Below are 25,798 nucleotides of genomic sequence, written 5' to 3'. Positions count from 1 at the left end.
ACCGGGCGGGGGCCGGGGCCGTCCCAGGGCCATGCGGAGACGACGTGCGGCCCTCGGTGTCCTGGTGTCCCTTCTCGCCCTCACCTCCTGCGGTACGGAGACGGGGGCCGGTTCCGGCGGTGCCGTGCGGACCGAACTGCCCGTCACCGGCATCCGCTGGGGCGTCGACTCGGTGACGGTGGACGGGAAACGGACCGCCGCCCCGGCCGACGCCCATGTCGAGATCGACGCCAAGGGGCGGGCCTCCGGGAACTACGGCTGCAACCTCTTCACCGCCGATGTCCGCGTCGAAGGGGAGACATTCACCGTCGGCCCGGCCACGAGCACCGAAAGGGGCTGCGAGAAGGATGTCCAGCGGTTCGAGACGGTCATGTCCCGCGCGTTCAGCGGCGAACTCACCGCCGCCGTGGCGGATCGGAAACTGACCCTGACCTCCGCCGACGGCGACTCGATCGCGCTCACCTCGCAACCTCCCGCGCCGCTCACCGGCACCACCTGGACGGTGACCGCACTGGTCTCCGGCTCCGTCGCCTCCTCCCTGCCCGCGGGCGCGGAGGGCAAGGCATGGATCGTCTTCGGCGAGGACGGCTCCGTGCAGGGCAGTTTCGGCTGCAACGGCTTTCGCGGCCACGGGACGGTCTCCGGCTCCACCATCACGTTCGACAGCGTCGACAGCACCAAGATGATGTGCCCGGACCCCCGGATGAAGCTGGAGCGGGCCGTGCTCGCGGTCCTGGACGGGAAGACGACGTACCGGATCGACCACCGCAGTCTGTCCCTCACCGCGGAGAACGGCGAGGGGCTCGGCGCGTCGGCCACGGAGAAGACCCGCACCGGGGAGACGAGGGGGACGGCGGGCTGACGCGGGAACGCGTCGGGCACGGCAGCGGCTCGGCGTCCGTCCGCTCCCGGGAGACCCTGCCGCCCGAACCGTTCCGGGGGGTCGGGCGGGAAGCCGGGAAGCGACGGCGGCCGGGGGCACGGCGACGGAATCAGGCACGGTGACGGACGGCGCCCCCGCGACCCGCAGGGCTCCCGCGCCGCGTCCACGGCCCGGCACCGCATCGTCCACGCTCCCGAGATGCCGCATACCGGGCTCGCCGATGTGAGGCTCACCACGAAACGGGCGTTCGGCCGGTCTCCGCGCCGGAGCGCCGACCGGTTCACCGAGCGCCACCATCCGGCCATTCGGGCCTCCGCGCCCCGAGTGGCCGGATTCAGCCGTCGACCGGCCGCTGGTCCGGGCGACCGCCGCCCCGAGGACGTCCGGTACCCCGTCCCGAACCTCGCCGCATCCCGGAAATGGTCACTCCGAGTGATCGCCCGGAGCGGCCTCCGGGCAGCCTCTGGGAGCGCTTCCCCGGTGCTCCGGCCCGGTATCCCGAATTCGGACCAGTGGTCGATCTCGCCTACACTCGGTGGCGTGCCCCGTGGTGATGGACGACTCAACCACGACCTGCTCCCCGGAGAGAAAGGCCCCCAGGACGCTTGCGGCGTCTTCGGTGTCTGGGCTCCGGGCGAAGAGGTCGCCAAGCTCACCTATTTCGGACTGTATGCCCTGCAGCACCGTGGACAGGAGTCCGCGGGCATCGCAGTGAGCAACGGGTCCCAGATCCTGGTCTTCAAGGACATGGGACTGGTCTCGCAGGTCTTCGACGAAACGTCTCTGGGATCTCTCCAGGGCCATATCGCGGTCGGTCATGCCCGCTACTCGACCACCGGTGCCTCGGTGTGGGAGAACGCGCAGCCGACGTTCCGTGCGACCGCGCACGGCTCGATCGCCCTGGGTCACAACGGCAACCTGGTCAATACGGCCCAGCTCGCCGAGATGGTCGCCGACCTTCCCCGCAAGGACGGCCGCGCCACCCAGGTCGCCGCGACGAACGACACCGATCTGGTGACCGCGCTGCTCGCCGGCCAGACCGATGAGGACGGCAAGCCGCTCACCATCGAGGAAGCCGCCGCGAAGGTGCTCCCCGATGTGAGGGGCGCCTTCTCCCTCGTCTTCATGGACGAGCACACCCTCTACGCCGCCCGTGACCCGCAGGGCATCCGCCCGCTGGTTCTCGGCCGTCTCGAGCGTGGCTGGGTGGTGGCCTCCGAGTCCGCCGCCCTGGACATCTGCGGTGCCAGCTTCGTCCGCGAGATCGAGCCGGGCGAGCTCGTCGCCATCGACGAGAACGGCCTGCGCACCTCGCGCTTCGCGGAAGCGAAGCCCAAGGGCTGTGTCTTCGAGTACGTGTACCTGGCCCGGCCCGACACCGACATCGCCGGGCGCAACGTCTACCTCTCCCGGGTGGAGATGGGACGCAAGCTGGCCGCCGAGGCCCCCGTCGAGGCCGATCTGGTCATAGCGACCCCGGAGTCCGGCACCCCCGCCGCCATCGGCTACGCGGAGGCGAGCGGCATTCCGTTCGGCGCCGGACTGGTGAAGAACGCCTACGTCGGCCGGACCTTCATCCAGCCGTCCCAGACCATTCGCCAGCTGGGCATCCGCCTCAAGCTGAACCCGCTCAAGGAAGTCATCAAGGGCAAGCGCCTGGTGGTCGTCGACGACTCGATCGTCCGCGGCAACACCCAGCGCGCACTGGTCCGGATGCTCCGTGAGGCAGGCGCCGCCGAGATCCACATCCGGATCTCGTCCCCGCCGGTGAAGTGGCCCTGTTTCTTCGGCATCGACTTCGCGACCCGCGCCGAGCTGATCGCCAACGGCATGACGGTCGACGAGATCTCCACGTCGATGGGGGCCGACTCGCTCGCGTACATCTCGCTCGACGCGATGGTCGAGGCGACGACGATCGCCAAGCCGAACCTGTGCCGCGCCTGCTTCGACGGCGAGTACCCGATGGAGCTGCCGGACCCGGAGCTGCTCGGCAAGCAGCTGCTGGAGACCGAGCTGGCGGCAGGCCCCGCGGCGACCGCCGCGTCCGACGCGCTGCGTCGTCCGTGACGGTCCCGCCGTATCCCTCTGGCCACCAGCCCCGTATTTCCACACGAAAGATCCCAGGCAATGTCTGAGACAACAGGTGCTTCCTACGCGGCAGCGGGCGTCGACATCGAGGCCGGCGACCGCGCCGTCGAGCTGATGAAGGAGTGGGTGAAGAAGACGCGCCGTCCCGAGGTCCTCGGCGGCCTCGGCGGTTTCGCCGGCCTCTTCGACGCCTCGGCCCTCAAGCGTTACGAGCGTCCGCTGCTCGCCTCGGCCACCGACGGTGTCGGCACGAAGGTCGACCTCGCCCGCAAGATGGGCGTCTACGACACCATCGGCCACGACCTCGTCGGCATGGTCGTCGACGACCTGGTCGTCTGCGGCGCCGAGCCGCTCTTCATGACCGACTACATCTGCGTCGGCAAGGTGCACCCCGAGCGTGTCGCGGCCATCGTCAAGGGCATCGCCGAGGGCTGCGTCCTCGCGGGCTGCGCCCTGGTCGGCGGCGAGACCGCCGAGCATCCGGGCCTCCTCGGTCCGGACGACTTCGATGTCGCGGGCGCCGGTACGGGCGTGGTCGAGGCGGACCACCTGCTCGGCCCGGAACGTATCCGTAAGGGTGACGTGGTGATCGCCATGGCGTCCTCCGGTCTTCACTCCAACGGGTACTCGCTCGTCCGGCACGTGGTCTTCGACCGGGCCGGCTGGGAGCTCGACCGCCAGGTCGAGGAGTTCGGCCGGACGCTCGGCGAGGAGCTCCTAGAGCCCACCAAGATCTACTCGCTGGACTGCCTGGCTCTCACCCGTACGACCGAGGTGCACGGCTTCAGCCATGTCACCGGAGGCGGCCTCGCCAACAACCTGGCCCGGGTCATCCCGGACGGGCTGCACGCCAGGGTCGACCGCTCCACCTGGACGCCCGGCGCGGTCTTCGACCTGGTCGGCAAGGCCGGTCAGGTCGAGCAGCTGGAGCTGGAGAAGACGCTGAACATGGGCGTCGGCATGATCGCGATCGTCCCGGCCGAGTCCGTGGACGCCGCCCTGACGACGCTGGCCGACCGCGGGGTCGAGTCCTGGGTCGCGGGCGAGATCACGGAACGCGGCGAGCGCACCTCGGGTGCGGAGCTCGTCGGCGGGTACGCGCGATAGGCACGGAAACGGGTCCACCGGGGACGCCCGGTGGCCGCTTCGTCCTCGATCGCCGGCCGGGCCGGGGCCTGTCGCGCGGTGTGCGACGGGATTCGGTCCGCCCGGCAGTCGAGGACGCCGTCGAGGACGACGGGTTCCGCACGGCGAACGGACCGCGTCGGGGTAGCACAGAACCCGGTCCGGGACAGGCCCGGACCGGGTTGATGTGTCAGCGCGAGGTCAAGCGCCGCGGCGCTGTGACGACGGACCGGACTTGCCGTCCTCGTCCTCGTCCTCATCGTCGTTGTACAGATCCGCGTACTGTGCGTACGGGTCATCTTCCTCGTCATCGTCCTCGAACGGCTCTGCGTTCGGTGGCTGACTCGAAGGCGATGCGCCCAGCTCATTGGCCAGACGCGACAGGTCAGTCCCGCCGCTGCTGTACTTCAGCTGGCGGGCGACCTTTGTCTGCTTGGCCTTTGCCCGGCCGCGCCCCATGGCTCGACCCCCTCGGTGACGGGGCTCGACGGCCCCAGAGTCTTGACACGCGTTCATGTTTCAGGACGGACTCTCGGCAGAGAGACCGTGCCCGTAGGGCTTTAACGGTACCTGCTTCCGCGACCATACGGTACGCCGCCCGCGTCACACGCCCCGGAAGAGGACCGGCGAGACGCCCCGTCCTCGCTGGTCAACTGCGATTTTAACCTCTTCTTGGCATGCGACCCGCCGACCGGCGTGAGTCTTGTCTCGCCGGTCGGCGGGTCGGTGGCCATGCGTGGTGAAGGCGTCCGGTGACGCCCCGCGACCGTCAGGCGCGGCGGGCTTCGGCCATGCGCTGCTCGGCGATACGGTCGGCCGCGGCGGCCGGCGGAATGCCATCGTCCTTCGCACGTGCGAATATCGCCAACGTGGTGTCGAAGATCTTCGAGGCCTTCGCCTTGCACCGGTCGAAGTCGAACCCGTGCAGCTCGTCGGCGACCTGGATGACACCGCCCGCGTTCACCACGTAGTCGGGCGCGTAGAGGATCGACCGGTCCGCGAGGTCCTTCTCGACGCCGGGGTGCGCGAGCTGGTTGTTGGCCGCGCCGCACACCACCTTGGCGGTGAGCGCCGGAACGGTGTCGTCGTTCAGCGCGCCGCCGAGCGCGCACGGGGCGTAGATGTCGAGCCCTTCGGTGCGGATCAGCGCCCCGGTGTCGGCGGCGACGGCGATCTGGGGGTGCTTCTCGGTGATGCGGCGGACGGATTCCTCGCGCACATCCGTGATCACGACCTCCGCGCCGTCCGAGAGCAGGTGCTCGACCAGGTGATGGCCCACCTTGCCGACACCGGCGACCGCCACTTTTCGGCCACGCAGCGTCGGGTCGCCCCAGAGGTGCTGTGCGGAGGCCCGCATGCCCTGGAAGACGCCGAACGCGGTGAGGACCGAGGAGTCGCCGGCGCCGCCGTTCTCGGGGGAGCGGCCGGTGGTCCAGCGGCACTCGCGGGCGACCACGTCCATGTCGGCGACGTAGGTGCCGACGTCGCACGCCGTCACGTAGCGGCCGCCGAGCGAGGCCACGAACCGGCCGTAGGCCAGGAGCAGCGCCGTCCGCTGGGGGCCCTCGATCTGCGCGGAGTCCCCGATGATCACGGCCTTGCCGCCGCCGTGGTCGAGACCGGCCATGGCGTTCTTGTACGACATACCGCGCGACAGGTTCAGCGCGTCCGCGACGGCCTCCTCCTCGGAGGCGTACGGATAGAAGCGGGTGCCGCCGAGGGCAGGGCCCAGGGCGGTGGAGTGGATGGCGATGACGGCCTTGAGGCCGCTGGCACGGTCCTGGCAGAGCACGACTTGCTCGTGGCCCCCCTGATCCGAGCGGAACAGGGTGTGCAGTACATCGCCAGGCGCGCCGGTCACATCGGTCACTGTGGTGACTCCCAAGTACGAAGCGGCGGGAGACCCTCCTGAAGGTGGGGAGGGCCGTGGACCGGCCGGCACGGCCGGTCCGACTAGGGCAAGAGCGTAAGTCCTACGCGGACGTAGATCTGTTGCAGTGCCGAGGATCACCCCCCGGCGGAGTACGGGCATGACACGATTTGCTGCATGTCGGTGGTGTCTTCAATGCTCGTCCCTTACGCGTCCTACCTTCGGGTGTACGAGCCGCTGGCAGCCTTCCCGGAGCCCGAGCGCACCCACTGGGCCCGCTACGCGCGCCGCTCGCGCATCCCCACGGCCCAGGACGAATTGCGTCGTTCGCTGGCCGACCTGGTGGCCACACCGCCGGTCGGCGTGCCGGTGCACGAGAGCGCGGACGCGTTCGTCGCGGAGGTGGACGGCGTGGTGTGCGTCTGCCCGTGGCGCACCAGGCTGCGCGGCTGGCTGGCGCTGGCCGAGCTGACGGAGATGTTCCCCGGGCCGGTGCTCGACGCGGTGCTGCCGCCGGTGGTGCGGGTGCAGGCGGTCGCGGACCACGAGCGGTGGGCGGCGCGGAATCCGGACGCCAGGCCCTGGATCCTCAGCTCGGTGTGGCAGGTCCCGGTGCGCTGGTTCGTGCTCTTCTCGGACGAGGAGAGGGAGTACACGAAGGCGGGCGAGGACGGCGAGCCGCCCGTGCTGCGCTACCGGACGCCGATGGTCGAGGCCCGGCGCCGGCTGGCCCGGACGCTGAAGACGCTACGCGAGACCGTGGACGAAGGAACGCTGACCGAGGGGCTCGTGGACGTGGGGCGCTGGCTGGAGGAGTTCCACCCGCGGGCACTGGTCGAACTGGACTACGCGGGGCTGGTGCACGCGCTGCCGGCGGAGCAGCTCGCCGGGGACCGCTCGGCCGCCGATGTGGCCGAGGGCGTCGCGGCGCTGCGGGCCGGTGACACCGAAGGGGCGAGTGGGGCGTACGGACGGCTGGCGGAGCGCTGGCGGGCGGTGAGGGACCGTCAGTTCGCCAACTGAGGGGCTCTGGTCCGAGTCCGCCCCGGCGTCCTGTGTGACGCGTGAGGATGGAGAGGCGGAAGCGTACCCCCAGAGGTCTTAGGACCTACGTCCCGAACCGGGCCTTTGCCTCAAGCGTGATGGATAGCACTAACGGGGCCCTTGCGCCCTTCCCTACTCCTCGTGCCAAAATAGGACAAGGAGTCCGGGGAGGGCTCCATCCGTCCAACTAGGGGCGGATTGCTCAGCATTGCACGCTATGGGGGGTCTGGTGACTCCTGATCGCTCTGTGACTGATCGTCACGGTGGTGTGACTGTCCGCTATGGCATGGTCCATCGGCTTCCGTCGCTGATGAACACCTGGGAGGGCAATTCCATCGGTTTGGCCGACGTGGCTGGACGGATGGTGTAGTTGTAGTGCCGAGGACAAGCCGTTCGTCCTATAACCGACTCGGCCCGCGTCCGCCATTTCGGGCAACGTGGGTCAAGGTGCAGAATTTAGAGGAAAGAACCGAGATGGTTCGGTTCTCCCGAGGAGGCCGCTCATGACCGCTCGCACCCCTGATGCCGAGCCGCTGCTGACCCCGGCTGAGGTCGCCACGATGTTCCGCGTGGACCCGAAGACGGTTACCCGCTGGGCCAAGGCCGGCAAGCTCACGTCCATCCGCACGCTCGGTGGACACCGCCGGTACCGCGAGGCAGAGGTCCGCGCACTGCTTGCGGGTATTCCGCAGCAGCGCAGCGAGGCCTGACACACCCCCTGTCGCCGCGCCACAACAGGGCTTCCGGGTCCCCCTACCCGTACAGGCCCACCCATAGCTCCACATGACGGGCGTCCGCCCCAACGGGCGCCATACCTGTGTCATACGGGCACGTCATTCGATCGCGCTGGACTCCGCCGGGTCCAGCGCGATCTTTTTTGTGCTCTCGCGCCTTCGGGAGAGCTTCCCACGCGTGCCGCCCGCGACTGCTCCGACGTCTCGGGAAACCGGGCGTCCGGTTGGCTCCGGGCGCAGTGGCGTGCGGGCTTGCGCGGGTCTGTGCGGGACTGTTCCCGACCGCCCCGGGGAAGCCGGGCCGTGACGGTTCGGAAGGTCCGTGCGACTCCCGTCCAGGTGGTGCAATTGCACATATTAAATTCGCCAGTTGTAGGAAGGGCGTAAGGTCACCCCTTCTCAAAACTCGTTCAGTGACTCCCGTCACATCGCATGAGTCTTGCCAGGTGCGAGCTCGTCGTCTTCGTGGAGCTGGACGGCTCGCCGTGGGGCACCCGCGCGGGGGCTTTCGTCCCGGGGCTCGAAGGGGCCTTCCGGCGCCCCGTGAGCGCGGTCGGCGGTTTCGGGCGGGGGAGTGGCCCCGGAGGCCGTCACGGGCCCGATGGCGGACTCTGGGGGCCGGTGGCCGGCTGGTGGGCGGCGAGTGGGCCGGCGGAAGCCGGATGCGGCGGCCGGACGGGCGTGCGGGAGCGTGCCGGTCCCGCGTCCGACGAGTGCCGCCCTGTGCGCCACCTCCCGGTGGGCCGTCGTCATGCGTGCCACCTCCCGGTGGACCGCCGCCCCGGGCCGAGGAACAGGAGCGGCTCCTGCTGTCTGACTACTCGTCGGCGGTTGTCGGAGTCAAGACGCGCGAAAGCCCGGATCCAGGGGATCCGGGCTTTCTTCACTGCGGTCCTGACGGGATTTGAACCCGCGGCCTCCACCTTGACAGGGTGGCGAGCACTCCAAACTGCTCCACAGGACCAGGTTTTCGCTGCTGCCTTGCGGCTGGCTGCGAAGACAGACTGTACAGCAGGTCAGAGGGTCCGGTCGACCTCACCCAGGGTGGTGACTCCGTGACGGCGCCGATCCTGCCCGTCTCACGGCGCCGCCGCGTCGATCGCCTTCACGATCCGCTTGTCGGAGACGGGATAGGCCGTTCCCAGGGCGTGCGCGAAATAGCTGACCCGGAGCTCCTCGATCATCCAGCGGATGTCCAGGACCTCCTGGGGAACGGGCCTGCCCCGTGGCATCTGTTCGAGCAGCCAGGCGTACTCGTCCTGCATCTCGTGGACCTTCTCCATGCGCGTGGTGTCACGCTGGACGGCCGTCGGCATCTGCTGGAGCCGGCGGTCCACGGCGACCAGATAGCGCATCAGGTCGGGCAGTCTGCGCAGCCCGGTCGACGTGACGAAGCCCGGCGGCACCAGGGCCGCGAGCTGGTCCCGTGCGTCGGTGACGTTGTCGACCAGGACGAGGCTGTTGGTGGCCTTCAGGCGCCGCTCGCAGGCCTGCCAGGCGGCCAGCACCTGCTGCACCTGCTTGACCGTGTGCTCGGTCAGCGCGACGAGGTCGGCGCGCACCTTGTCGAACAGCTTGCGGAACGACTCCTCGTCCCAGGCCGGGCCCCCGTGCGCGCCGATCAGCCGGTCGGCGGCCGCCGTCGCACAGTCCTCGAAGAGCGCCTGGATGGAGCCGTGCGGATTGCGGGACAGAGCCAGCTTCTGCTGGTTCGTCAGCTTGTCCGAGGCGAACTTCGCCGGGTTCACCGGGATGTTCAGCAGGATCAGCTTCCGGGTGCCGAGCCACATCGCCTGCTGCTGCTCGGCCTCGGTGTCGAAGAGCCGGACGGCGACGCTCTCGCCCTGGTCGACGAGGGCCGGGTACGCCTTGACCGGCTGGCCGACCCGACGGGTCTCGAAGACCCGGTTCAGCGTCCCGATCGTCCAGTCCGTGAGGCCCGAGCGCTCGATGGACTCGCCCGAGGGCCCCGCGGTAGCCGCGGCGGCCTTGGAGAGGGCCTGGCGGGCCTTGGGGCGCAGCTGGAGCTTCAACGCCTCCAGGTCCTTGTCCTCGGCCACCTTGCGGCGCCGCTCGTCGACGATCCGGAAAGTGATCTTCAGGTGGTCGGGGACCCGGGTCAGGTCGAAGTCGTCGGCCGTGACCGGGACGCCGACCATCCGCTGGAGTTCCCGGGCCAGCGTGACGGGCAGCGGCTCCTGGAGCGGTACGGCCCGGTCGAGGAACTTGTCCGCGTAGTTCGGCGCGGGCACGTAGTGCCGGCGGATCGGCTTGGGCAGCGAGCGGATCAGCTCGGTGACCACTTCCTCGCGCAGCCCCGGGATCTGCCAGTCGAAGCCCTCGGGGGTGACCTGGTTGAGCACCTGGAGAGGGACGTGGACGGTCACACCGTCGGCGTCCGCGCCGGGCTCGAACTGGTACGTCACCCGGAACTTGAGCTTCCCCTGCCGCCAGGAGTCGGGGTAGTCGTCCTTGGTGACGGCCCCGGCCTTCTCGTTGATGAGCATCGAGCGCTCGAAGTCCAGCGCGTCCGGCTCGTCCCGGCGCTTGTGCTTCCACCAGGAGTCGAAGTGGGCGCCGGAGACCACGTGCTCGGGGATGCGCTGGTCGTAGAAGTCGAAGAGCGTCTCGTCGTCCACGAGGATGTCGCGGCGCCGGGCGCGGTGCTCCAGTTCCTCGACCTCGCCGAGGAGTTTGCGGTTGTCGTGGAAGAACTGGTGGTGCGTCCGCCAGTCGCCCTCGACCAGGGCGTTGCGGATGAACAGGTCCCGGGACGTCTCCGCGTCGATACGGCCGAAATTGATCTTGCGCTGGGCGACGATCGGCACTCCGTACAGCGTGACCCGCTCGTAGGCCATCACCGCGGCCTGGTCCTTCTCCCAGTGCGGCTCGCTGTAGGTGCGCTTCAGCAGATGCTGGGCCAGCGGCTCGATCCACTCCGGTTCGACCTTGGCGTTGACCCGGGCCCACAGCCGGGACGTCTCGACCAGTTCGGCCGACATCACGAACCGCGGCTGCTTCTTGAAGAGCGCCGATCCGGGGAAGATCGCGAACTTGGCGCTGCGGGCGCCCAGGTACTCGTTCTTCTCGGTGTCCTTCAGGCCGATGTGCGAGAGCAGTCCGGCCAGCAGCGAGGTGTGCACCGACTGCTCCGGCGCGTCCTCCTCGTTGAGGTGGATTCCCATCTGCTTGGCGACGGTACGCAGCTGCGCGTAGATGTCCTGCCATTCGCGGATGCGCAGGAAGTTCAGGTACTCCTGCTTGCACATCCGGCGGAAGCTGGACGAGCCGCGTTCCTTCTGCTGCTCACGGATGTACCGCCACAGATTCAGGAACGCCAGGAAGTCGGAGGTCTCGTCCTTGAAGCGGGCGTGCTGCTGATCGGCCTGCGTCTGCTTGTCCGACGGCCGCTCGCGCGGGTCCTGGATGGAGAGTGCCGAGGCGATCACCATGACCTCGCGGACACAGCCGTTGCGCTCGGCCTCGATGACCATGCGGGCCAGACGCGGGTCGACGGGCAGCTGGGAGAGTTTCCGGCCGAGCTGGGTGAGCCGCTGCCCCCTCTTCCCCTCCCCGGAGGACTTCTCCTCCAGATCGAGCGCGCCGAGCTCCTGGAGGAGCTGGATGCCGTCGCGGATGTTGCGGTGGTCCGGCGGGTCGATGAAGGGGAACTTCTCGATGTCGCCGAGGCCGGCCGCGGTCATCTGGAGGATGACGGAGGCGAGGTTCGTACGCAGGATCTCGGGGTCGGTGAACTCCGGACGGGTCAGGAAGTCGTCCTCGGAGTACAGCCGGATGCAGATGCCGTCCGACGTACGGCCGCAGCGGCCCTTGCGCTGGTTGGCACTGGCCTGCGAGATCCGCTCGATCGGCAGCCGCTGGACTTTGGTGCGGTGGCTGTAGCGGGAGATCCGGGCGTTTCCCGGGTCGATCACGTACTTGATGCCCGGGACGGTCAGCGAGGTCTCGGCGACGTTCGTCGCCAACACGATCCTGCGCCCCGTGTGGCGCTGGAAGACACGGTGCTGCTCGGCGTGCGAGAGACGGGCGTAGAGCGGGAGCACCTCGGTGTGGCGGAGGTTCTTCTTGTTCAGCGCGTCCGCGGTGTCACGGATCTCGCGCTCGCCGGAGAGGAAGACCAGGACATCGCCGGGCCCCTCCGACTGGAGCTCGTCGACGGCGTCGCAGATCGCGGTGATCTGGTCCCGGTCGGCGTCGTCGCCCTCCTCTTCGAGGAGCGGACGGTAGCGCACCTCCACCGGGTACGTACGCCCGCTGACCTCGACGATCGGCGCCTCGCCGAAGTGGCGTGCGAACCGCTCGGGGTCGATCGTCGCCGACGTGATGACGACCTTCAGATCCGGGCGCCTGGGCAGCAGCCTGGCCAGGTAGCCGAGCAGGAAGTCGATGTTCAGCGACCGCTCGTGGGCCTCGTCGATGATGATCGTGTCGTACGCGCGCAGCTCGCGGTCCGTCTGGATCTCGGCGAGCAGGATGCCGTCCGTCATCAGCTTGACGAACGTCGCGTCGGGGTTCACCTGGTCGGTGAAGCGGACCTTCCAGCCCACCGCCTCGCCCAGCGGGGTCTTCAGCTCGTCGGCGACGCGCTCGGCGACCGTGCGGGCCGCGATCCGGCGCGGCTGGGTGTGCCCGATCATGCCCCGGACACCGCGCCCCAGCTCCATGCAGATCTTCGGGATCTGCGTGGTCTTGCCGGAGCCGGTCTCCCCGGCGACGATCACGACCTGGTGGTCGCGTATCGCCTCCAGGATCTCGTCCTTCTTCTGACTGACCGGGAGCTGTTCCGGGTAGGAGACGGCGGGCAGCCGCCCGGCACGCAGCGCGAGCCGCTCGGCCGCCTTTCCGGCCTCGGCGGCGATCTCGTCCAGCACGGACTGCCGGGCCTCGGGCTTGCGGATGCGGCGCGCCCCTTCGAGACGGCGGCCGAGCCGGTGCGCATCGCGGAGCGAGAGCTCTTCGAACCGGTTCTGGAGATCAGCGAAGGAAGTAGACATACGGGTCCCAGGATCTCACCCGGGCCCGAAGAACGGCGAACGTATTTCGTGCGGCTCCGGTCACCACCTCGGCACTGCGCGGAGGCGCGGGATCACAGCACGTACCATTTCGGGCAGCTGACCACCCGTTGCCCGATGCCCCAGTCCGGAAAGGCCGGTCGCCGTGTCCCGTACGCAGTGGTACTGCCTGATGGCGGTGCTCGCGGTCGCGCTGGGGCTTTTCTGCGGGCCGGGGAAGGCTGCGTCGGACGACGCGGTACGTGCCTTTGCACCGGCGGTCGCGACTGCCGGGGCCGACACCGTGAGGGCGGCCTCCCCGGCGCGTCCCGGCCCGCACGCGGCTTCGGCGGACCCCGGCGAGGACGCCACGTTCGCCGGTACGGCCGTCGTGTCGGCCGTGGACGGGCACCGGATGCCGGGGTGCGGCAAGAGCAGGAAGCGCGAGGACGGCGAGCCCGCCCTGCCGGGCCGGGCCCGCGCGGCGCACGACCAGGCGCCCGGGCTCGCCGAGTGGGGCCTGCCCGCCGCCACCGGGGCGGATCCGGTCGGCCCACCCGTCCGGATAAGGCTGCGAGGCCCCGCTCCCGCCGCGCCCACTCCCGTCGAGCTCTCCGTGCTGAGGGTGTAGAAGGCCGTTTCCCCCGGCCGTCCCTCTTCCCTCCCGTATCACCAGCACGGAGTCCCGCATGCCCAAGCCCAAGTCCTCACGCACGCCGGCGTCCAAGAAGCCGCTGATCTACGGTGCCGGAGTCGTCCTCGCCGCCGCGGCGCTCGGCTTCGTCTCCTACCGGGCCACCGCCCCCGACCACTCGGGTTCCTCTTCCTCTTCCTCCTCCTCGGTCGCCGATGTCACCTCGGAACCGGACGCCGGCGTCTATCCGGAGCTGGAGAAGCTCGCCCGGCGCGACGCCGGTGACAAGCTCGCGCAGGGACGGGTGGACGCGCCCGTCGTCCTCATCGAGTACGCCGACTTCAAGTGCGGCTACTGCGGAAAATTCGCCCGCGACACCGAACCCGCCCTGGTGAAGAAGTACGTCGAGAACGGCACCCTGCGCATCGAATGGCGCAACTTCCCGATCTTCGGTGCCGAGTCCGAGGCAGCCGCCCGCGCCGCCTGGGCCGCCGGGCAGCAGGGCCGCTTCTGGCAGTTCCACCGTGCCGCGTACGCCGAGGGGGTCAAGGAGAAGGGGTTCGGAAAGGACCGGCTGAAGGCGCTCGCCCAGCAGGCCGGGGTCGCGGACCTGGACCGGTTCGCGCGCGACGCGGACAGCTCCGCCGCCTCCGCCGCGGTGGGCAAGGACCAGGAACAGGGGTACGGCATCGGCGCGACCTCCACCCCGTCGTTCCTGATCAACGGCCGCCCGATCGCCGGGGCCCAGCCGATGGAGACCTTCACCCGGGTCATCGACGCGGCGGCCGAGAAGGCCCGTGACACCGAGAGCGCCAAGAGCGGGCAGAACGGCCGGGGCGCCGAGGGCGGCGCGAAATGACGTCCGACATCGGCTACTTCGCGGCCTTTCTCGGCGGGCTGCTCGCCCTGGTCAGCCCGTGCAGCGCGCTGTTGCTGCCCGCCTTCTTCGCCTACTCCATCGACTCCACCTCGCGGCTGCTGGCCCGCACCGGAATCTTCTACGCGGGTCTCGCCACCACCCTGGTGCCGCTCGGCGCCGCGGGCTCGTACGCCGGACGGCTCTTCTACAGCCACCGCGACGCGCTCGTGCTCGGCGCCGGGTGGCTGATCATCGTGCTCGGCATCGCACAGATCGTGGGTCTGGGCTTCGCCTCGCGCCGGATCGCCGCCCTCAGTGGTCGGATCCGTCCGACGACGGCCCTGTCGGTCTACGCGCTGGGCGCCGTATACGGACTGGCCGGTTTCTGCGCGGGGCCGATCCTGGGCAGCGTCCTCACCGTGGCGGCGGTCAGCGGCAGCCCGGTCTACGGCGGACTGCTGCTCGCCGTCTACGCCCTGGGCATGGCGGTACCGCTCTTTCTGCTCGCCCTGCTCTGGGAACGCTTCGACCTGGGCCGACGGGCCTGGCTGCGCGGTCGTACCTTCCGGATCGGCCGCTTCGAGCTGCACACGACGACGCTGCTGTCGGGGCTGTTCTTCATCGGCCTCGGCGTGCTGTTCCTCGTGTACGACGGGACGACCGCGCTTCCCGGGCTGCTGGACGTCGACGATTCGTTCGCCGTCGAGCAGTGGGCCCAGCGCATCGGTGAGCACGTGCCGGACGCCTTGGCGCTGGTGGCCGTGGTCGCGGTGGTGCTGCTGGCTCTGGCGGTACGGGCGTGGCGTGGCCGGGGTGTGAACTCGGCGGACCGGGAAGAGGCCTGACACGACGAAGGCCCCGTCCGGTGGACGGGGCCTTCGGGTGGTGGCTGGGGCCGGGATCGAACCGGCGACCTATCGCTTTTCAGGCGATCGCTCGTACCAACTGAGCTACCCAGCCACGCAGCTCATAAGGGCTGCAGCGGTCCTGACGGGATTTGAACCCGCGGCCTCCACCTTGACAGGGTGGCGAGCACTCCAAACTGCTCCACAGGACCAAGCTTTGTGCGACTAAGTGTCGCACAGGTTGTGCGGTGCCCCCAACGGGATTCGAACCCGTGCTACCGCCTTGAAAGGGCGGCGTCCTGGGCCACTAGACGATGAGGGCAGAACTGCTCGTGCTTTTCCTTCAACCTCTTGAGGTTTCAGAACGGTCGAGCCCTGACCGGCGCCCTTGGGCACGTCGCAGACTGTACTACGGCGTTTCTGCGTCAGCCAAACCGAATAGGCGGAGGTGGCGGTCCGCGCCGGGGCGCCGCGACCGGTGGTACGGGACAATGGCGGGGTGCTGGAGATGACGCGCGAAGAGTTCGAGGAACTGGTCGCCGAGGCGCTGGACCGGATTCCGCCGGAGCTGACACGGCTGATGGACAACGTCGCGGTATTCGTCGAGGACGAGCCGGATCCGGGTGATCCGGAACTGCTCGGGCTGTACGAGGGCACACCGCTGACCGACCGCGGTGAGTGGTACGCGGGGGTGCTGCCGGACCGGATCACCATCTACCGCGGGCCGACGCTGCGGATGTGCGAGTCGCGCGAGGACGTCGTCGCCGAGACCGAGATCACGGTCGTCCATGAGATCGCCCATCACTTCGGCATCGATGACGAGAGGCTGCACGCGCTCGGCTACGGATGAGCGTGCGAGCGCCGTACGGGTGCGGCGCGGAAGGCGTGCGGGAGGTGTGCGGGCCGGGCGCGGGGCGTGTCCCCGGCGGGGCGGCGGGAGTTGGGCAGGGTGCCCCCCGCTCCGCGTACCGTCCGCTCGCTCTTCGTACCCCGGAGGTGCCTCCCGTGCGCCAGTTCTCCGCTCCCGTCCGATGGGCGGCCGTCGTCGCCGTGACGGTCGTCGCGTCCACAGGCTGCATGAGCGTCGGCGACGACGGCGGGAAACCGGCGCCGTCGCCGACGTCCGAGCCGAAGAGGGGCGTGGCCGGGCCGGACGGCGGCACCGTGGCGGGCACGGGTCGCGCCCGCACCGGTGGGGGCCTTGCCGAGGCGCACTCCGAACGGGAGGCGGCCGAATCACCGGAACCGCGCGGTTCCGCCGATCCCTCGGGTTCGCCCGGCGGCGTCCGGCCCGGCGCGGAGCCGGGTGACCGGGGTGATCCGGGACAGGCGCCGGGCGGCGGGCTGCCGGCGCCCTCGGTATCGCGGCCGGGGCCGGGGTCCGGAGCGCCGCAGCAGCCCGAGTCCCCGCCGCCGTCGCCCCCGGCCACGCCCGAGCCGCCCGCCTCTCCGGAGCCCGAACCGGAGCCCTCGGAGCCGTCGCCGCAGCCGTCGGCCTCTTCGGCGGCTCAGCTGCGTACCGACGTGATGAGTGCGTCGGGGGAGCCGTGGCCGCTGCGGACGCCCGATGTGTCGCCGCAGGTCAGCCCGGTGTAGTGGGGGGTCGGGGGAGTGCGGTTTGCGCGATGTGGGGGGGAGTGCGTATGGTGGTAGATCGTTTGATCCCATTGCCCGGCGCCGAAACAGAAGCGCGCCGTGTGGCGCGTACTCTCCCTTGCCGTGGCTGGACCGCATTGAGGCGGTCGAAATTGCGAATCACGGAGTTACGGGCGCGTGCCGAGACTCCGGAAGGTTTCGCATTTCGCATGTCAATTTCCAGTTCTGACCACACCGTCATGCCCGAGAACGTCGAGAGCGACGAGCTGATCGAGGCCGCGCAGGCCGTCGTCGCCGAGTCCGCCGACTCCGTCGAGGCCGACGTCACCCTCGCCGACGCGGACACCGAGCCGACCGTCACCTTCGCCGACCTGGGCCTGCCCGAGGGCATCGTCCGCAAGCTCGCGCAGAACGGTGTGACCGAGCCCTTCCCGATCCAGGCGGCGACCATCCCGGACGCCCTGGCCGGCAAGGACATCCTGGGCCGCGGCCGTACCGGCTCCGGCAAGACCCTCTCCTTCGGTCTGCCGACCCTGGCCTCGCTGGCCGGTGGTCACACCGAGAAGAAGAAGCCCCGCGCGGTCATCCTCACCCCGACCCGTGAGCTCGCGATGCAGGTCGCGGACGCGCTGCAGCCGTACGGCGACGTGCTCGGCCTGAAGATGAAGGTCGTCTGCGGCGGTACGTCGATGGGCAACCAGATCTACGCGCTGGAGCGCGGTGTCGACATCCTCGTCGCCACCCCGGGCCGGCTGCGCGACATCATCAACCGGGGCGCCTGCTCCCTGGAGAACGTCCAGGTCGCGGTCCTCGACGAGGCCGACCAGATGTCCGACCTGGGCTTCCTGCCCGAGGTCACCGAACTGCTCGACCAGGTTCCGGTCGGCGGCCAGCGCATGCTCTTCTCCGCCACGATGGAGAACGAGATCGGCACGCTGGTCAAGCGCTACCTGAACAACCCGGTGAGCCACGAGGTCGACAGCGCCCAGGGCAATGTCACGACCATGACGCACCACGTCCTCGTCGTGAAGCCGAAGGACAAGGCGCCGGTCACCTCCGCCATCGCCGCCCGCAAGGGCCGCACCATCATCTTCGTCCGCACCCAGCTGGGCGCCGACCGCATCGCCGAGCAGCTCGTCGAGGCGGGCGTCAAGGCGGACGCGCTGCACGGCGGCATGACGCAGGGCGCCCGCACCCGGGTGCTCGCGGACTTCAAGGACGGTTACGTCAACGCGCTCGTCGCGACCGACGTCGCCGCCCGCGGCATCCACGTCGACGGCATCGACCTGGTGCTGAACGTGGACCCGGCCGGCGACCACAAGGACTACCTGCACCGCTCGGGCCGTACCGCCCGTGCCGGTAAGTCCGGTGTCGTCGTCTCGCTGGCGCTGCCGCACCAGCGCCGTCAGATCTTCCGCCTCATGGAGGACGCGGGCGTCGACGCCTCGCGGCACATCGTGGGCGGCGCGGGCGCGTTCGACCCGGAGGTCGCCGAGATCACCGGCGCCCGTTCGCTGACCGAGGTCCAGGCCGACTCCGCGAACAACGCCGCCAAGCAGGCGGAGCGCGAGGTCGCCGACCTGACGAAGCAGCTGGAGCGCGTCCAGCGCCGCGCCGGTGAGCTGCGCGAGGAGGCCGACCGCCTCGTCGCCCGCGCCGCGCGTGAGCGGGGCGACGACCCCGAGGCCGCGGTGGCCGAGGCCGCCGCCGAGGCGGAGGCCGCGATCGAGGCCGCCGTCTCCGTGCCGGAGCAGCCCGCCGCCCGTGACGACCGTCGCGACGACCGCGGCAACTTCGAGCGCCGGGACAGCCGTGGCGGCGACCGCGGCGGCTACCGCGGCGGTCACGACCGTCGTGACGACCGCGGTGGTGACCGTGGTGGTTTCCAGCGTCGTGACGACCGTTCGTCCGGTGGTTTCCGCCGTGACAGCGACCGTCCGTCGTTCAACCGCGACCGTCGTGACGACCGCGGTGGCGACCGTGGTGGTTTCCAGCGTCGTGACGACCGTTCGTCCGGTGGTTTCCGCCGTGACAACGACCGTCCGTCGTTCAACCGCGACCGTCGTGACGACCGTCCGTCGGGCGGCTTCCGCTCCAACGACCGTCGTGACGACCGCGGTGGCCGTTCCTTCGACCGCCGTGACAACGACCGTCCGTCGTTCAACCGCGACCGTCGTGACGACCGTCCCTCCGGTGGCTTCCGCTCCGGTGGCAGCGACCGTCCGTTCAACCGCGACCGTCGTGACGACCGCCCCTCCGGCGGTTTCCGTTCCGGCGGCAGCGACCGTCCGACCGGCCGTCGTGACGACCACCGCGGCTCCGGCACCGGCACCGGTTCCTTCGGGCGCCGCGACGACAAGCCGCGCTGGAAGCGCAACGGCTGAACCCGGTGAGGACCTGCTGAAGGTCCGCCGAAGGCCATGGAAAGCGGGCCCGCTCTTCACGAGTGGGCCCGCTTTCCTTTTCGCTTCGCTCGCATGGGCAATCGCTGTCGAGATCCGGCGACTTGCACGGGTGCGGGGTCGGGGGCTCTGCGCAATTCCTTGGCGGCAGGCTGCCGTTGATCATCTGTGTCCCGCGGCAGAGCCGGACCGCCCCGAGGTGTCACGGTCGAGGATGTCGGGACTTCTCCCCACGTGGGCGAGAGCCCGGGAGGGGCGCGGCCTGCGGGTCGCGCCCCTGCCGCTGCCGCGCGGCCCGTCGCGAGGCATGTCCGCCCGGTGGTGTTTTCCCAGTCGTGACCACGGCGACCGCATGTGTTCTCCGCAGCGGGGGCATCGCTGAGGGCATGACAAAAGACACCGGCGAGGACAGGCCGCCCACGGGCGTCTCCGACGAGGAGCGTCTCGCGCAGCTCGGGTACACGCAGACACTGGCCCGGCGCATGTCGGCGTTCTCCAACTACGCCGTCTCGTTCACGATCATCTCGGTGCTCTCCGGCTGCCTCACGCTGTATCTCTTCGGCATGAACACGGGCGGCCCGGCGGTCATCACCTGGGGCTGGGTGGGCGTCGGCCTGATGACGCTCTTCGTCGGCCTGGCGATGGCCGAGATCTGTTCGGCGTACCCGACCTCCGCCGGTCTCTACTTCTGGGCCCACCGGCTGGCCCCGCCGCGCTCGGCGGCGGCCTGGGCCTGGTTCACGGGCTGGTTCAACGTCCTCGGCCAGGTGGCGGTCACGGCCGGGATCGACTTCGGGGCGGCGTCCTTCCTGGGCGCGTACCTGAACCTCCAGTTCGGCTTCGTGGTCACTCCCACCCGTACGATCCTGCTCTTCGCCGCGATCCTGCTGCTGCACGGCCTGCTCAACACCTTCGGTGTGGGGATCGTCGCGATCCTGAACAGCGTGAGCGTGTGGTGGCACGTCGTCGGCGTCGCGGTCATCGTCGGCGCCCTGACGTTCGTGCCGGACTCGCACCAGTCGGCGTCGTTCGTGTTCACCGAGTTCGTGAACAACACCGGGTGGGGCAGCGGCTTCTACGTCGTGATGATCGGTCTGCTGATGGCCCAGTACACGTTCACCGGCTACGACGCGTCCGCGCATATGACGGAGGAGACCCGTGACGCGGCCACGGCGGGCCCGCGCGGCATCGTCCGGTCGATCTGGACCTCCTGGATCGCCGGCTTCGCCCTGCTCCTCGGCTTCACGTTCGCCATCCAGTCGTACGACGGGGCGTTGGGCTCCCCGACCGGCGCCCCGCCGGCCCAGATCCTCCTGGACGCCCTCGGCGCCACCACCGGCAAGCTCCTGCTGCTCATCGTGATCGGGGCCCAGCTCTTCTGCGGCATGGCGTCCGTCACCGCGAACAGTCGCATGATCTACGCCTTCTCACGGGACGGGGCCCTGCCCTTCTCCCGTGTCTGGCACACGGTCAGCCCCCGTACCCGCACCCCTGTCGCCGCGGTCTGGCTCGCCGCCCTCGGTGCCCTGGCCCTGGGTCTCCCGTATCTGATCAACGTCACGGCGTACGCGGCGGTGACCTCGATCGCCGTGATCGGCCTGTACATCGCCTATGTGATCCCGACCCTGCTCCGGCTGATCCGGGGCGAGGCCTTCACCCCGGGTCCCTGGCACCTGGGCCGCTGGTCCCGCCCGATCGGCGTCGTCGCGGTGACCTGGGTCGTGATCATCACGGTGCTCTTCATGCTGCCGCAGGTCTCGCCGGTCACCTGGGAGACGTTCAACTACGCCCCGATCGCGGTCCTGGTGGTTCTCGGCTTCGCCGCGACGTGGTGGCTGGTCTCGGCCCGCCACTGGTTCCTCAACCCGGAACACCACCGCGCGACCGCACCGGAGGTCCCCGCCCGCACCCCGTGATCCCGGCGCCGATCCCCGTCCCCGTCACCGCTCGTTCCACGCTGATTCCCCTCGCGACGGGGCCCGGCAACCGATACCCGATCGGCGGCCGGGCCCCGGCGGGCTATGCTCAGGGGTGATGCGCCGAGGGCCGTTAGCTCAATTGGCAGAGCAGCGGACTTTTAATCCGTTGGTTGTGGGTTCGAGTCCCACACGGCCTACGTCTCAGCCCCAGGTCAGAGTGTTGTTGATCTGGGGCTGTTCGCGTACCTGACGGTTCGGGGATCGTTGGCTCGCCCGAGTGAACGACCGCGCCACCGCTCAGGACGTCATGGGGACGGTGGGCGGAGACGGGCTCAGCCCCTTTCGAGCAGAGCCAGAAACATGAGGGCCGTCAGAACGACCACTGCCGTGGTCAGTGCCGCAGCACTCAGCAACACCGCGGCGAACATGCCCCGCAGAGCAGTGGCTGCACGCCGCTCGCCGTCTGCGGCCAATGCCTCGTACTCGCTGTCGTCGTACCGGTCTTCGCCGTCGCTCACCGCACCCCCGCGCGAAGGGTACCCAGTGCGCCGCCCCGGCCGGCGACGAGCGTGGTGGTCCTTACGACAGTTGGGCGTGCCGCTCGCCGGGTGGGGCGGCCTTCCTGCGCTCCCGCAGATGGGCGTGGGCCATGAGGCCGAACAGGGCGATCAGGAGTACCGCCGAGGAGCCCGGAGTGCCGAGGTCCAGTCCGCCCTTGGCGGTCGGCTTGGTCAGGAAGTCACCGGCGGTGGCCCCCAGGGGGCGGGTGAGGACGAAGGCGATCCAGAACAGCGCGACATCGGGGACGGCCGGCACCCGCGTCAGGACGGCGAGTACGGCCAGGAGCGCTGTGACGAGCAGGGCGCCGCCGGCGTAGCCGAGGCCGGAGCTGTCGGCGAGGAAGTCGCCCATGGAGGTGCCCAGGGTGTTCGACACCAGGATCGCGGACCAGAAGAGGGCTTCGCCGCGGAAGGTGACGATGTCGCGGATGGCGAAGGTCTGCCCGGTGAGTTTCCAGGCGATGAAGACGACGATCAGCAGGGAGACGAGAATCGCGGCGCCCGCGGGGTACCCGAGGCCCAGGCCCTGGGGGCCCCGGCCCAGCGAGGTCGTGCCCGCCGTGAGGTACTGGGCGCCCGCGTCCCGGTTCATGAAGTCCGACATGGTGGTGCCGGCCATGCTCGTGGACAGGATGACGGTCCAGTAGAAGAACGGGTTGTAGCGCTTGGACCGCAGCTGCACCACCAGCGTCACCACGAAGACCAGGAACAACGCGATCGTGGTGAGGAAGTAGCCCAGTCGCAGTGTCTGGGAGAAGAGATCGCCGGCCGTCTCGCCGAGCGTGGTGGCGGCGATCTTCATGATCCAGAAGGCCAGGGTGACCTCGGGGAGCTTCTTCATCACATAGGGGCGCTCACGGGTGGCATCCACCGTGGTGAGGAATTCCGGCTGTCCCAAAGCGCACTCCTGGTCGACGGTCCGGCGCCGCACCGTTCGGGCGGTGGGCGACCGGTAGTTGTGTGGCGGCGGTGAACGGCCTCGGGTGCTCTGTTCGCACTCCGACCGTGCCTGTGCGCGCATCTCGACGCGCGTTCGCGCCTCCGCGTCCACGCAACGTAGACCGTCTACAGCGGCGTAGACGGAACGACACCCCCTGTGCGTGCCACGCCGCTCACGGGGAGCGGGCGTTCCGGTCCGCTCGGCCGACGCTCTCTTTAAGCTGAGGGAGTGATCATCATGTCCTCGCCGAACAGACGCCTTGCCGCCCGCGCCGCCCTTCTCGCCCTGCTCGTCGTTCCTGTCTGGGGCTGCTCGGCCGGAACGGAACCCGGTCCGCCGGGTGGATCCGGCGAAGGGAAGCCCTCGCCGTCGACGACAGGTACGGGGCGCGAAGGGCTGGGCGACATCTTCGTCGGCGGACGGGCCGTCACCGGGTCGAAGCCGTCCGGCAACGCGAAGGTCCCGTATCGGCGCACCTACGTGGACGGTGAGCTGTACTCGGCCGTCACGGGGTACCGGTCCACGGCCTTCTCGCACATGGGGCTCGAAGGGGTGTACGACGGCGTGCTGACGGCCCGTCCGGGTGACGGGGGGTCCGGCGTCGGAGATGTGATGACCACGATCGATCCGGATGTGCAGAGGGCAGCCGGTGACGGGCTGCGCGGCCACAAGGGCGCCGCTGTCGCCATGGACGCCGAGAGCGGACACCTGCTGGCTCTGGTGAGTGCGCCCTCGTACGACCCCTCGTCATTCGCCGGCAACACCACGGCGGACGCCGAGGCGTGGCAGCGACTGACGGGCGATCAGAGCAAGCCGTTGCTCAACCGGGCACTTCGCGAGGCCGTGGCACCGGACGAGACGTTCGAGGTCGTCGTGGCGGCCGCCGCCCTTGAGCGGGGCGTGTACACGTCGGTGGACGAGAACACCCGCAGCCCGCTCCCGTACGCACTGCCCGGGAGCGGCACGGAGCTGCCGAGCGACCCCGCCCGTTGCCGGAATGCCTCCATCCGGACCGCTCTGCGGTACTCGTGCCGCAATGTCTTCATGGCCATGGCCGTCGAGGTGGGGCAGCCCCGTCTCGTGTCGACGGCGAAGGCATTCGGCTTCAATGACGACGCGCTGCTCGTCCCCGTACGGGTGGGGAGGAGCGACTGTCCCGAGGGGGACGTGAGCGAGAGGGATGCGGCGCTCATCGGCACCGGACGAGGTGGTGTCACCGCCACGCCGGTCCAGATGGCCAGGGTCATGGCCGTGATCGCCAACGGCGGGAAGCGCGTCGATCCCCAACTGGTCTCGAAGGTGGTCCGTGCCGACGGGCGTGTGGAGAAGCCTCGGCGTGCCGTCGGCGCGCATGCCGGGCGGATCATCGGGCGGAGGACGGCCGAGCAGTTGCAGTCGGCCCTGAAGACATCGGCATCCGGGGCGGTGGCCGAGCGTGATGGTGCACCGGGCGCACTGATCGCCGGCCGGACCGGATGGGTTCCGCCCGCGCGTTCGTACGGGGACGAATCGAGCGCCTGGTCCATTTCGTACGCCCGCTCGGGGCAGGGGAGGCTGGTCGCCTTCGCCGTTCATGTCGGGGATCCCGCCGACCGGGTCGACGAGGCCGATGGCGCGCGACCGGCTGTCCGTGTCGCGGAGAGGATGAGCGGGGCTGTGGCGGCCACCGGAGGCTGACGGCCGTGCCCGACGAGCGGTCCCCGGTACCCGGTACGCGGACGTGGGAAGGCGGACGCGTCAGGCCGCCGGCTCGATGTTCTGGTTGGCGTGGAAGAAGTTGTACGGGTCGTAGGTGCGCTTGACGGCAGCCAGGCGGTCGTAGTGGTCGCGGTAGGTGGCGCGCACCCGGTCCGGGGCCTCGCCCGCGCCGATGAAGTTCACGTACGTACCGCCCATCGAGTGAGGGTGGAGCTCCTCCCAGTAGTCCACGCACCACTGCCTGAGCGTCTCGGCGTTGTCCGGGTCCGGGTCGATGCCCGCGATGACGCCGGACCAGACCGCGTCCCGGTAGGCCCAGGCCGTGTCGTCGGGTCCCGGCCGGTGCGCGGCGCCGTCCACCGGGTAGAGGTGCGTCGTCGACAGGCCGGTGGGGAGGTTCTCGGTGTACTTGGCGTGGACGGCGACGGCGTCGTCGGTGATCCGGTCGAAGAAGTTGCCGCGCCAGTACCACTGCAGGCCGGTGGGGAGCAGCTCGTCGAACATGGACTGCAGGGCGGGGTAGGGCATCGACGTCATGAAGCGGAAGGCGGGCGGCCCGGGGTCGGACACGGGCCTCAGGGTGGCTTCGAGGAGGTCGGGGGCGCCTGTCCAGCACCACACGACACCGCACGTCTTCTGGCCGTGGATCTCCTCGGGGAAGGGTGGGCCGGGCGGCACGGTGAGCGCGGCGAAGAAGCCGCTCAGCTCCTCGGTGGCCCCCGGCAGGAAGTCGCGGTACCAGCGCAGTACGTCGGGGGTGCGGTCGACCGGCCAGAGGGTGATGGCGACGCCCACGGTGTCCACCGGGTGCATCCGGAACGTGAAGGAGGTGACGACGCCGAAGTTCCCGCCCCCGCCGCGCAGTGCCCAGAACAGGTCGGGGTGGGAGGTGGGGCTCGCCGTCACCGCGGTGCCGTCGGCGAGAACCACGTCCGCGCTCAGCAGGTTGTCGGCCGTCAGTCCGTATCTGCGGGTGAGATGGCCGTGGCCGCCGCCCAGCGTGAGGCCGCCGACGCCGGTCGTCGACAGGATCCCGGTGGGGGTGGCCAGGCCGAAGGCGTGGGCGGCGTGGTCGAGGTCGCCGATCGTGGCGCCACCGCCGACCGTGGCCCTTCGCGTGCCGGGGTCGATGTGCGCCCAGCGCATGGGCGACAGGTCGATGGTGACCCCGTCGTCCACCAGGCACAGGCCGGCGCCGCTGTGTCCGCCGCCGCGGACCGCGACCACGAGACCCTCGTCCCGGACGAAATCGACCGCGGCCATGACGTCCGCCGCGTCGCCGCAGCGCACCAAGGCCGCCGGACGTCTGTCGATCATGGCGTTGTAGATCGTGCGGGCCGTCCGGTACTCCGGGTCCCCGGGGGCGATGACGGGTCCGCGCAGCGCGGACCGCATCGCGTCCAGGGCGTCGAGCGCGGTGCCGTTCATGGTCCGGCCATCTCCCTGCTCACCTGCCTGGATGCGGACCGCTGCCCCGCCCGATCCCCGTCGGGCCGTCGACGTGCGCAACGCGCGTGCCCCGGGGGCCCCGGGTGGCCGGGGGCGGCTGCCGCGGGCTGATGTCTCAAGCCTCCCCGCGGTCCGGGGGC

At 70.0% G+C, this 25,798-nt stretch carries 19 protein-coding genes and 5 tRNA genes; 14 read left to right on the top strand and 10 right to left on the bottom strand.

The features are described 5' to 3' along the window. Nucleotides 1-31 precede the first annotated feature (31 nt). The 3 genes from ACIRP2_RS16855 to purM all read left to right on the top strand — a co-directional run bounded on the left by ACIRP2_RS16855 (nt 32) and on the right by purM (nt 4,078). Nucleotides 32-862 carry an META domain-containing protein gene (locus ACIRP2_RS16855; RefSeq protein WP_404250930.1) on the top strand — a complete coding sequence of 277 codons (831 nt, stop codon included), beginning with the start codon at nt 32-34 and terminating at the stop codon, nt 860-862. Nucleotides 863-1,423: 561 nt separating this feature from the next. Beyond that, nucleotides 1,424-2,950: an amidophosphoribosyltransferase gene (purF, locus tag ACIRP2_RS16850; RefSeq protein ID WP_404250928.1), complete on the top strand. Its 1,527-nt coding sequence runs from the start codon at nt 1,424-1,426 to the stop codon at nt 2,948-2,950. A gap of 60 nt (nt 2,951-3,010) precedes the next feature. Next, a complete protein-coding gene (gene purM / locus ACIRP2_RS16845) occupies nt 3,011-4,078 on the top strand; it encodes a phosphoribosylformylglycinamidine cyclo-ligase (protein ID WP_404250926.1) in 1,068 nt (355 codons plus the stop codon). A gap of 219 nt (nt 4,079-4,297) precedes the next feature. On the opposite strand, the gene ACIRP2_RS16840 is transcribed toward purM, so the two are convergent. Both ACIRP2_RS16840 and ACIRP2_RS16835 read right to left on the bottom strand, forming a co-directional pair. Then, the gene (locus ACIRP2_RS16840; protein WP_351076855.1) at nt 4,298-4,555 is read right to left on the bottom strand and encodes a DUF3073 domain-containing protein; all 258 of its coding nucleotides are present in this window, start codon (nt 4,553-4,555) and stop codon (nt 4,298-4,300) included. Nucleotides 4,556-4,865: 310 nt separating this feature from the next. Beyond that, complete coding sequence (locus tag ACIRP2_RS16835) at nt 4,866-5,966, bottom strand: Leu/Phe/Val dehydrogenase (protein WP_404250924.1); 1,101 nt, start codon at nt 5,964-5,966, stop codon at nt 4,866-4,868. A 177-nt stretch (nt 5,967-6,143) separates the two neighbouring features. Here ACIRP2_RS16835 and ACIRP2_RS16830 point away from each other — a divergent pair, with 177 nt between their 5' ends. Next, nucleotides 6,144-6,989, top strand: coding sequence for a hypothetical protein (locus tag ACIRP2_RS16830; RefSeq protein WP_404250922.1), 846 nt, complete (start codon nt 6,144-6,146; stop codon nt 6,987-6,989). Between the two features lie 524 nt (nt 6,990-7,513). After that, nucleotides 7,514-7,720, top strand: coding sequence for a developmental transcriptional regulator BldC (gene bldC, locus ACIRP2_RS16825; RefSeq protein ID WP_003949541.1), 207 nt, complete (start codon nt 7,514-7,516; stop codon nt 7,718-7,720). Nucleotides 7,721-8,633: 913 nt separating this feature from the next. Here bldC and ACIRP2_RS16820 read toward each other — a convergent pair. Together ACIRP2_RS16820 and hrpA are read right to left on the bottom strand one after the other, a co-directional pair. Continuing rightward, a tRNA-Asp gene (locus ACIRP2_RS16820) sits at nt 8,634-8,708 on the bottom strand. A gap of 115 nt (nt 8,709-8,823) precedes the next feature. Further along, nucleotides 8,824-12,759, bottom strand: a complete 3,936-nt coding sequence (gene hrpA, locus ACIRP2_RS16815) for an ATP-dependent RNA helicase HrpA (RefSeq protein ID WP_404250920.1) — start codon at nt 12,757-12,759, stop codon at nt 8,824-8,826. Between the two features lie 163 nt (nt 12,760-12,922). Here hrpA and ACIRP2_RS16810 point away from each other — a divergent pair, with 163 nt between their 5' ends. Genes ACIRP2_RS16810 through ACIRP2_RS16800 form a run of 3 tightly spaced genes read left to right on the top strand, consistent with a single transcriptional unit; the run spans nt 12,923 to nt 15,094 of the window. After that, nucleotides 12,923-13,387 carry a hypothetical protein gene (locus ACIRP2_RS16810; protein ID WP_404250919.1) on the top strand — a complete coding sequence of 155 codons (465 nt, stop codon included), beginning with the start codon at nt 12,923-12,925 and terminating at the stop codon, nt 13,385-13,387. Nucleotides 13,388-13,445: 58 nt separating this feature from the next. Continuing rightward, a complete protein-coding gene (locus ACIRP2_RS16805) occupies nt 13,446-14,249 on the top strand; it encodes a DsbA family protein (protein WP_404250917.1) in 804 nt (267 codons plus the stop codon). Beyond that, nucleotides 14,246-15,094, top strand: a complete 849-nt coding sequence (locus ACIRP2_RS16800; protein WP_404250915.1) for a cytochrome c biogenesis CcdA family protein — start codon at nt 14,246-14,248, stop codon at nt 15,092-15,094. The genes ACIRP2_RS16805 and ACIRP2_RS16800 overlap by 4 nt, the downstream gene beginning before the upstream one ends. Before the next feature lie 38 nt (nt 15,095-15,132). Here ACIRP2_RS16800 and ACIRP2_RS16795 read toward each other — a convergent pair. The 3 genes from ACIRP2_RS16795 to ACIRP2_RS16785 all read right to left on the bottom strand — a co-directional run bounded on the left by ACIRP2_RS16795 (nt 15,133) and on the right by ACIRP2_RS16785 (nt 15,416). After that, a tRNA-Phe gene (locus ACIRP2_RS16795) sits at nt 15,133-15,209 on the bottom strand. Between the two features lie 22 nt (nt 15,210-15,231). Further along, nucleotides 15,232-15,306: transfer RNA gene (locus tag ACIRP2_RS16790), tRNA-Asp, on the bottom strand. 37 nt (nt 15,307-15,343) lie between these two features. Next, nucleotides 15,344-15,416: transfer RNA gene (locus tag ACIRP2_RS16785), tRNA-Glu, on the bottom strand. 177 nt (nt 15,417-15,593) lie between these two features. On the opposite strand from ACIRP2_RS16785, the gene ACIRP2_RS16780 reads away from it, so the two are divergent. The 5 genes from ACIRP2_RS16780 to ACIRP2_RS16760 all read left to right on the top strand — a co-directional run bounded on the left by ACIRP2_RS16780 (nt 15,594) and on the right by ACIRP2_RS16760 (nt 21,208). Further along, entirely contained in the window at nt 15,594-15,944 is a 351-nt protein-coding gene (locus tag ACIRP2_RS16780; protein WP_030929660.1) for a metallopeptidase family protein, read from the top strand. Nucleotides 15,945-16,099: 155 nt separating this feature from the next. Continuing rightward, nucleotides 16,100-16,690, top strand: coding sequence for a hypothetical protein (locus ACIRP2_RS16775; RefSeq protein WP_404250913.1), 591 nt, complete (start codon nt 16,100-16,102; stop codon nt 16,688-16,690). Between the two features lie 239 nt (nt 16,691-16,929). Then, complete coding sequence (locus ACIRP2_RS16770; protein ID WP_404250911.1) at nt 16,930-19,074, top strand: DEAD/DEAH box helicase; 2,145 nt, start codon at nt 16,930-16,932, stop codon at nt 19,072-19,074. A gap of 404 nt (nt 19,075-19,478) precedes the next feature. Next, the gene (locus ACIRP2_RS16765) at nt 19,479-21,008 is read left to right on the top strand and encodes an amino acid permease (protein WP_404250909.1); all 1,530 of its coding nucleotides are present in this window, start codon (nt 19,479-19,481) and stop codon (nt 21,006-21,008) included. Between the two features lie 127 nt (nt 21,009-21,135). After that, nucleotides 21,136-21,208 (top strand) — tRNA-Lys (locus ACIRP2_RS16760). A 135-nt stretch (nt 21,209-21,343) separates the two neighbouring features. Here the strand turns inward: ACIRP2_RS16760 and ACIRP2_RS16755 are convergent. Continuing rightward, a complete protein-coding gene (locus tag ACIRP2_RS16755) occupies nt 21,344-21,529 on the bottom strand; it encodes a hypothetical protein (RefSeq protein ID WP_404250907.1) in 186 nt (61 codons plus the stop codon). A 61-nt stretch (nt 21,530-21,590) separates the two neighbouring features. After that, nucleotides 21,591-22,469 (bottom strand): hypothetical protein, encoded by an 879-nt coding sequence (locus ACIRP2_RS16750; protein WP_404250905.1) that lies wholly within the window; start codon nt 22,467-22,469, stop codon nt 21,591-21,593. Between the two features lie 279 nt (nt 22,470-22,748). On the opposite strand from ACIRP2_RS16750, the gene ACIRP2_RS16745 reads away from it, so the two are divergent. Beyond that, nucleotides 22,749-24,188 (top strand): penicillin-binding transpeptidase domain-containing protein, encoded by a 1,440-nt coding sequence (locus ACIRP2_RS16745; protein ID WP_404250903.1) that lies wholly within the window; start codon nt 22,749-22,751, stop codon nt 24,186-24,188. A 60-nt stretch (nt 24,189-24,248) separates the two neighbouring features. On the opposite strand, the gene ACIRP2_RS16740 is transcribed toward ACIRP2_RS16745, so the two are convergent. After that, nucleotides 24,249-25,637 (bottom strand): FAD-binding oxidoreductase, encoded by a 1,389-nt coding sequence (locus ACIRP2_RS16740; RefSeq protein ID WP_404250901.1) that lies wholly within the window; start codon nt 25,635-25,637, stop codon nt 24,249-24,251. Nucleotides 25,638-25,798 lie beyond the last annotated feature (161 nt).

This window comes from Streptomyces sp. NPDC101194, from assembly GCF_044767885.1.
Classification (GTDB): domain Bacteria; phylum Actinomycetota; class Actinomycetes; order Streptomycetales; family Streptomycetaceae; genus Streptomyces.
Note: the sequence above shows the minus strand (reverse complement) of the source record. Positions and strands in the feature narration are given on the sequence as shown.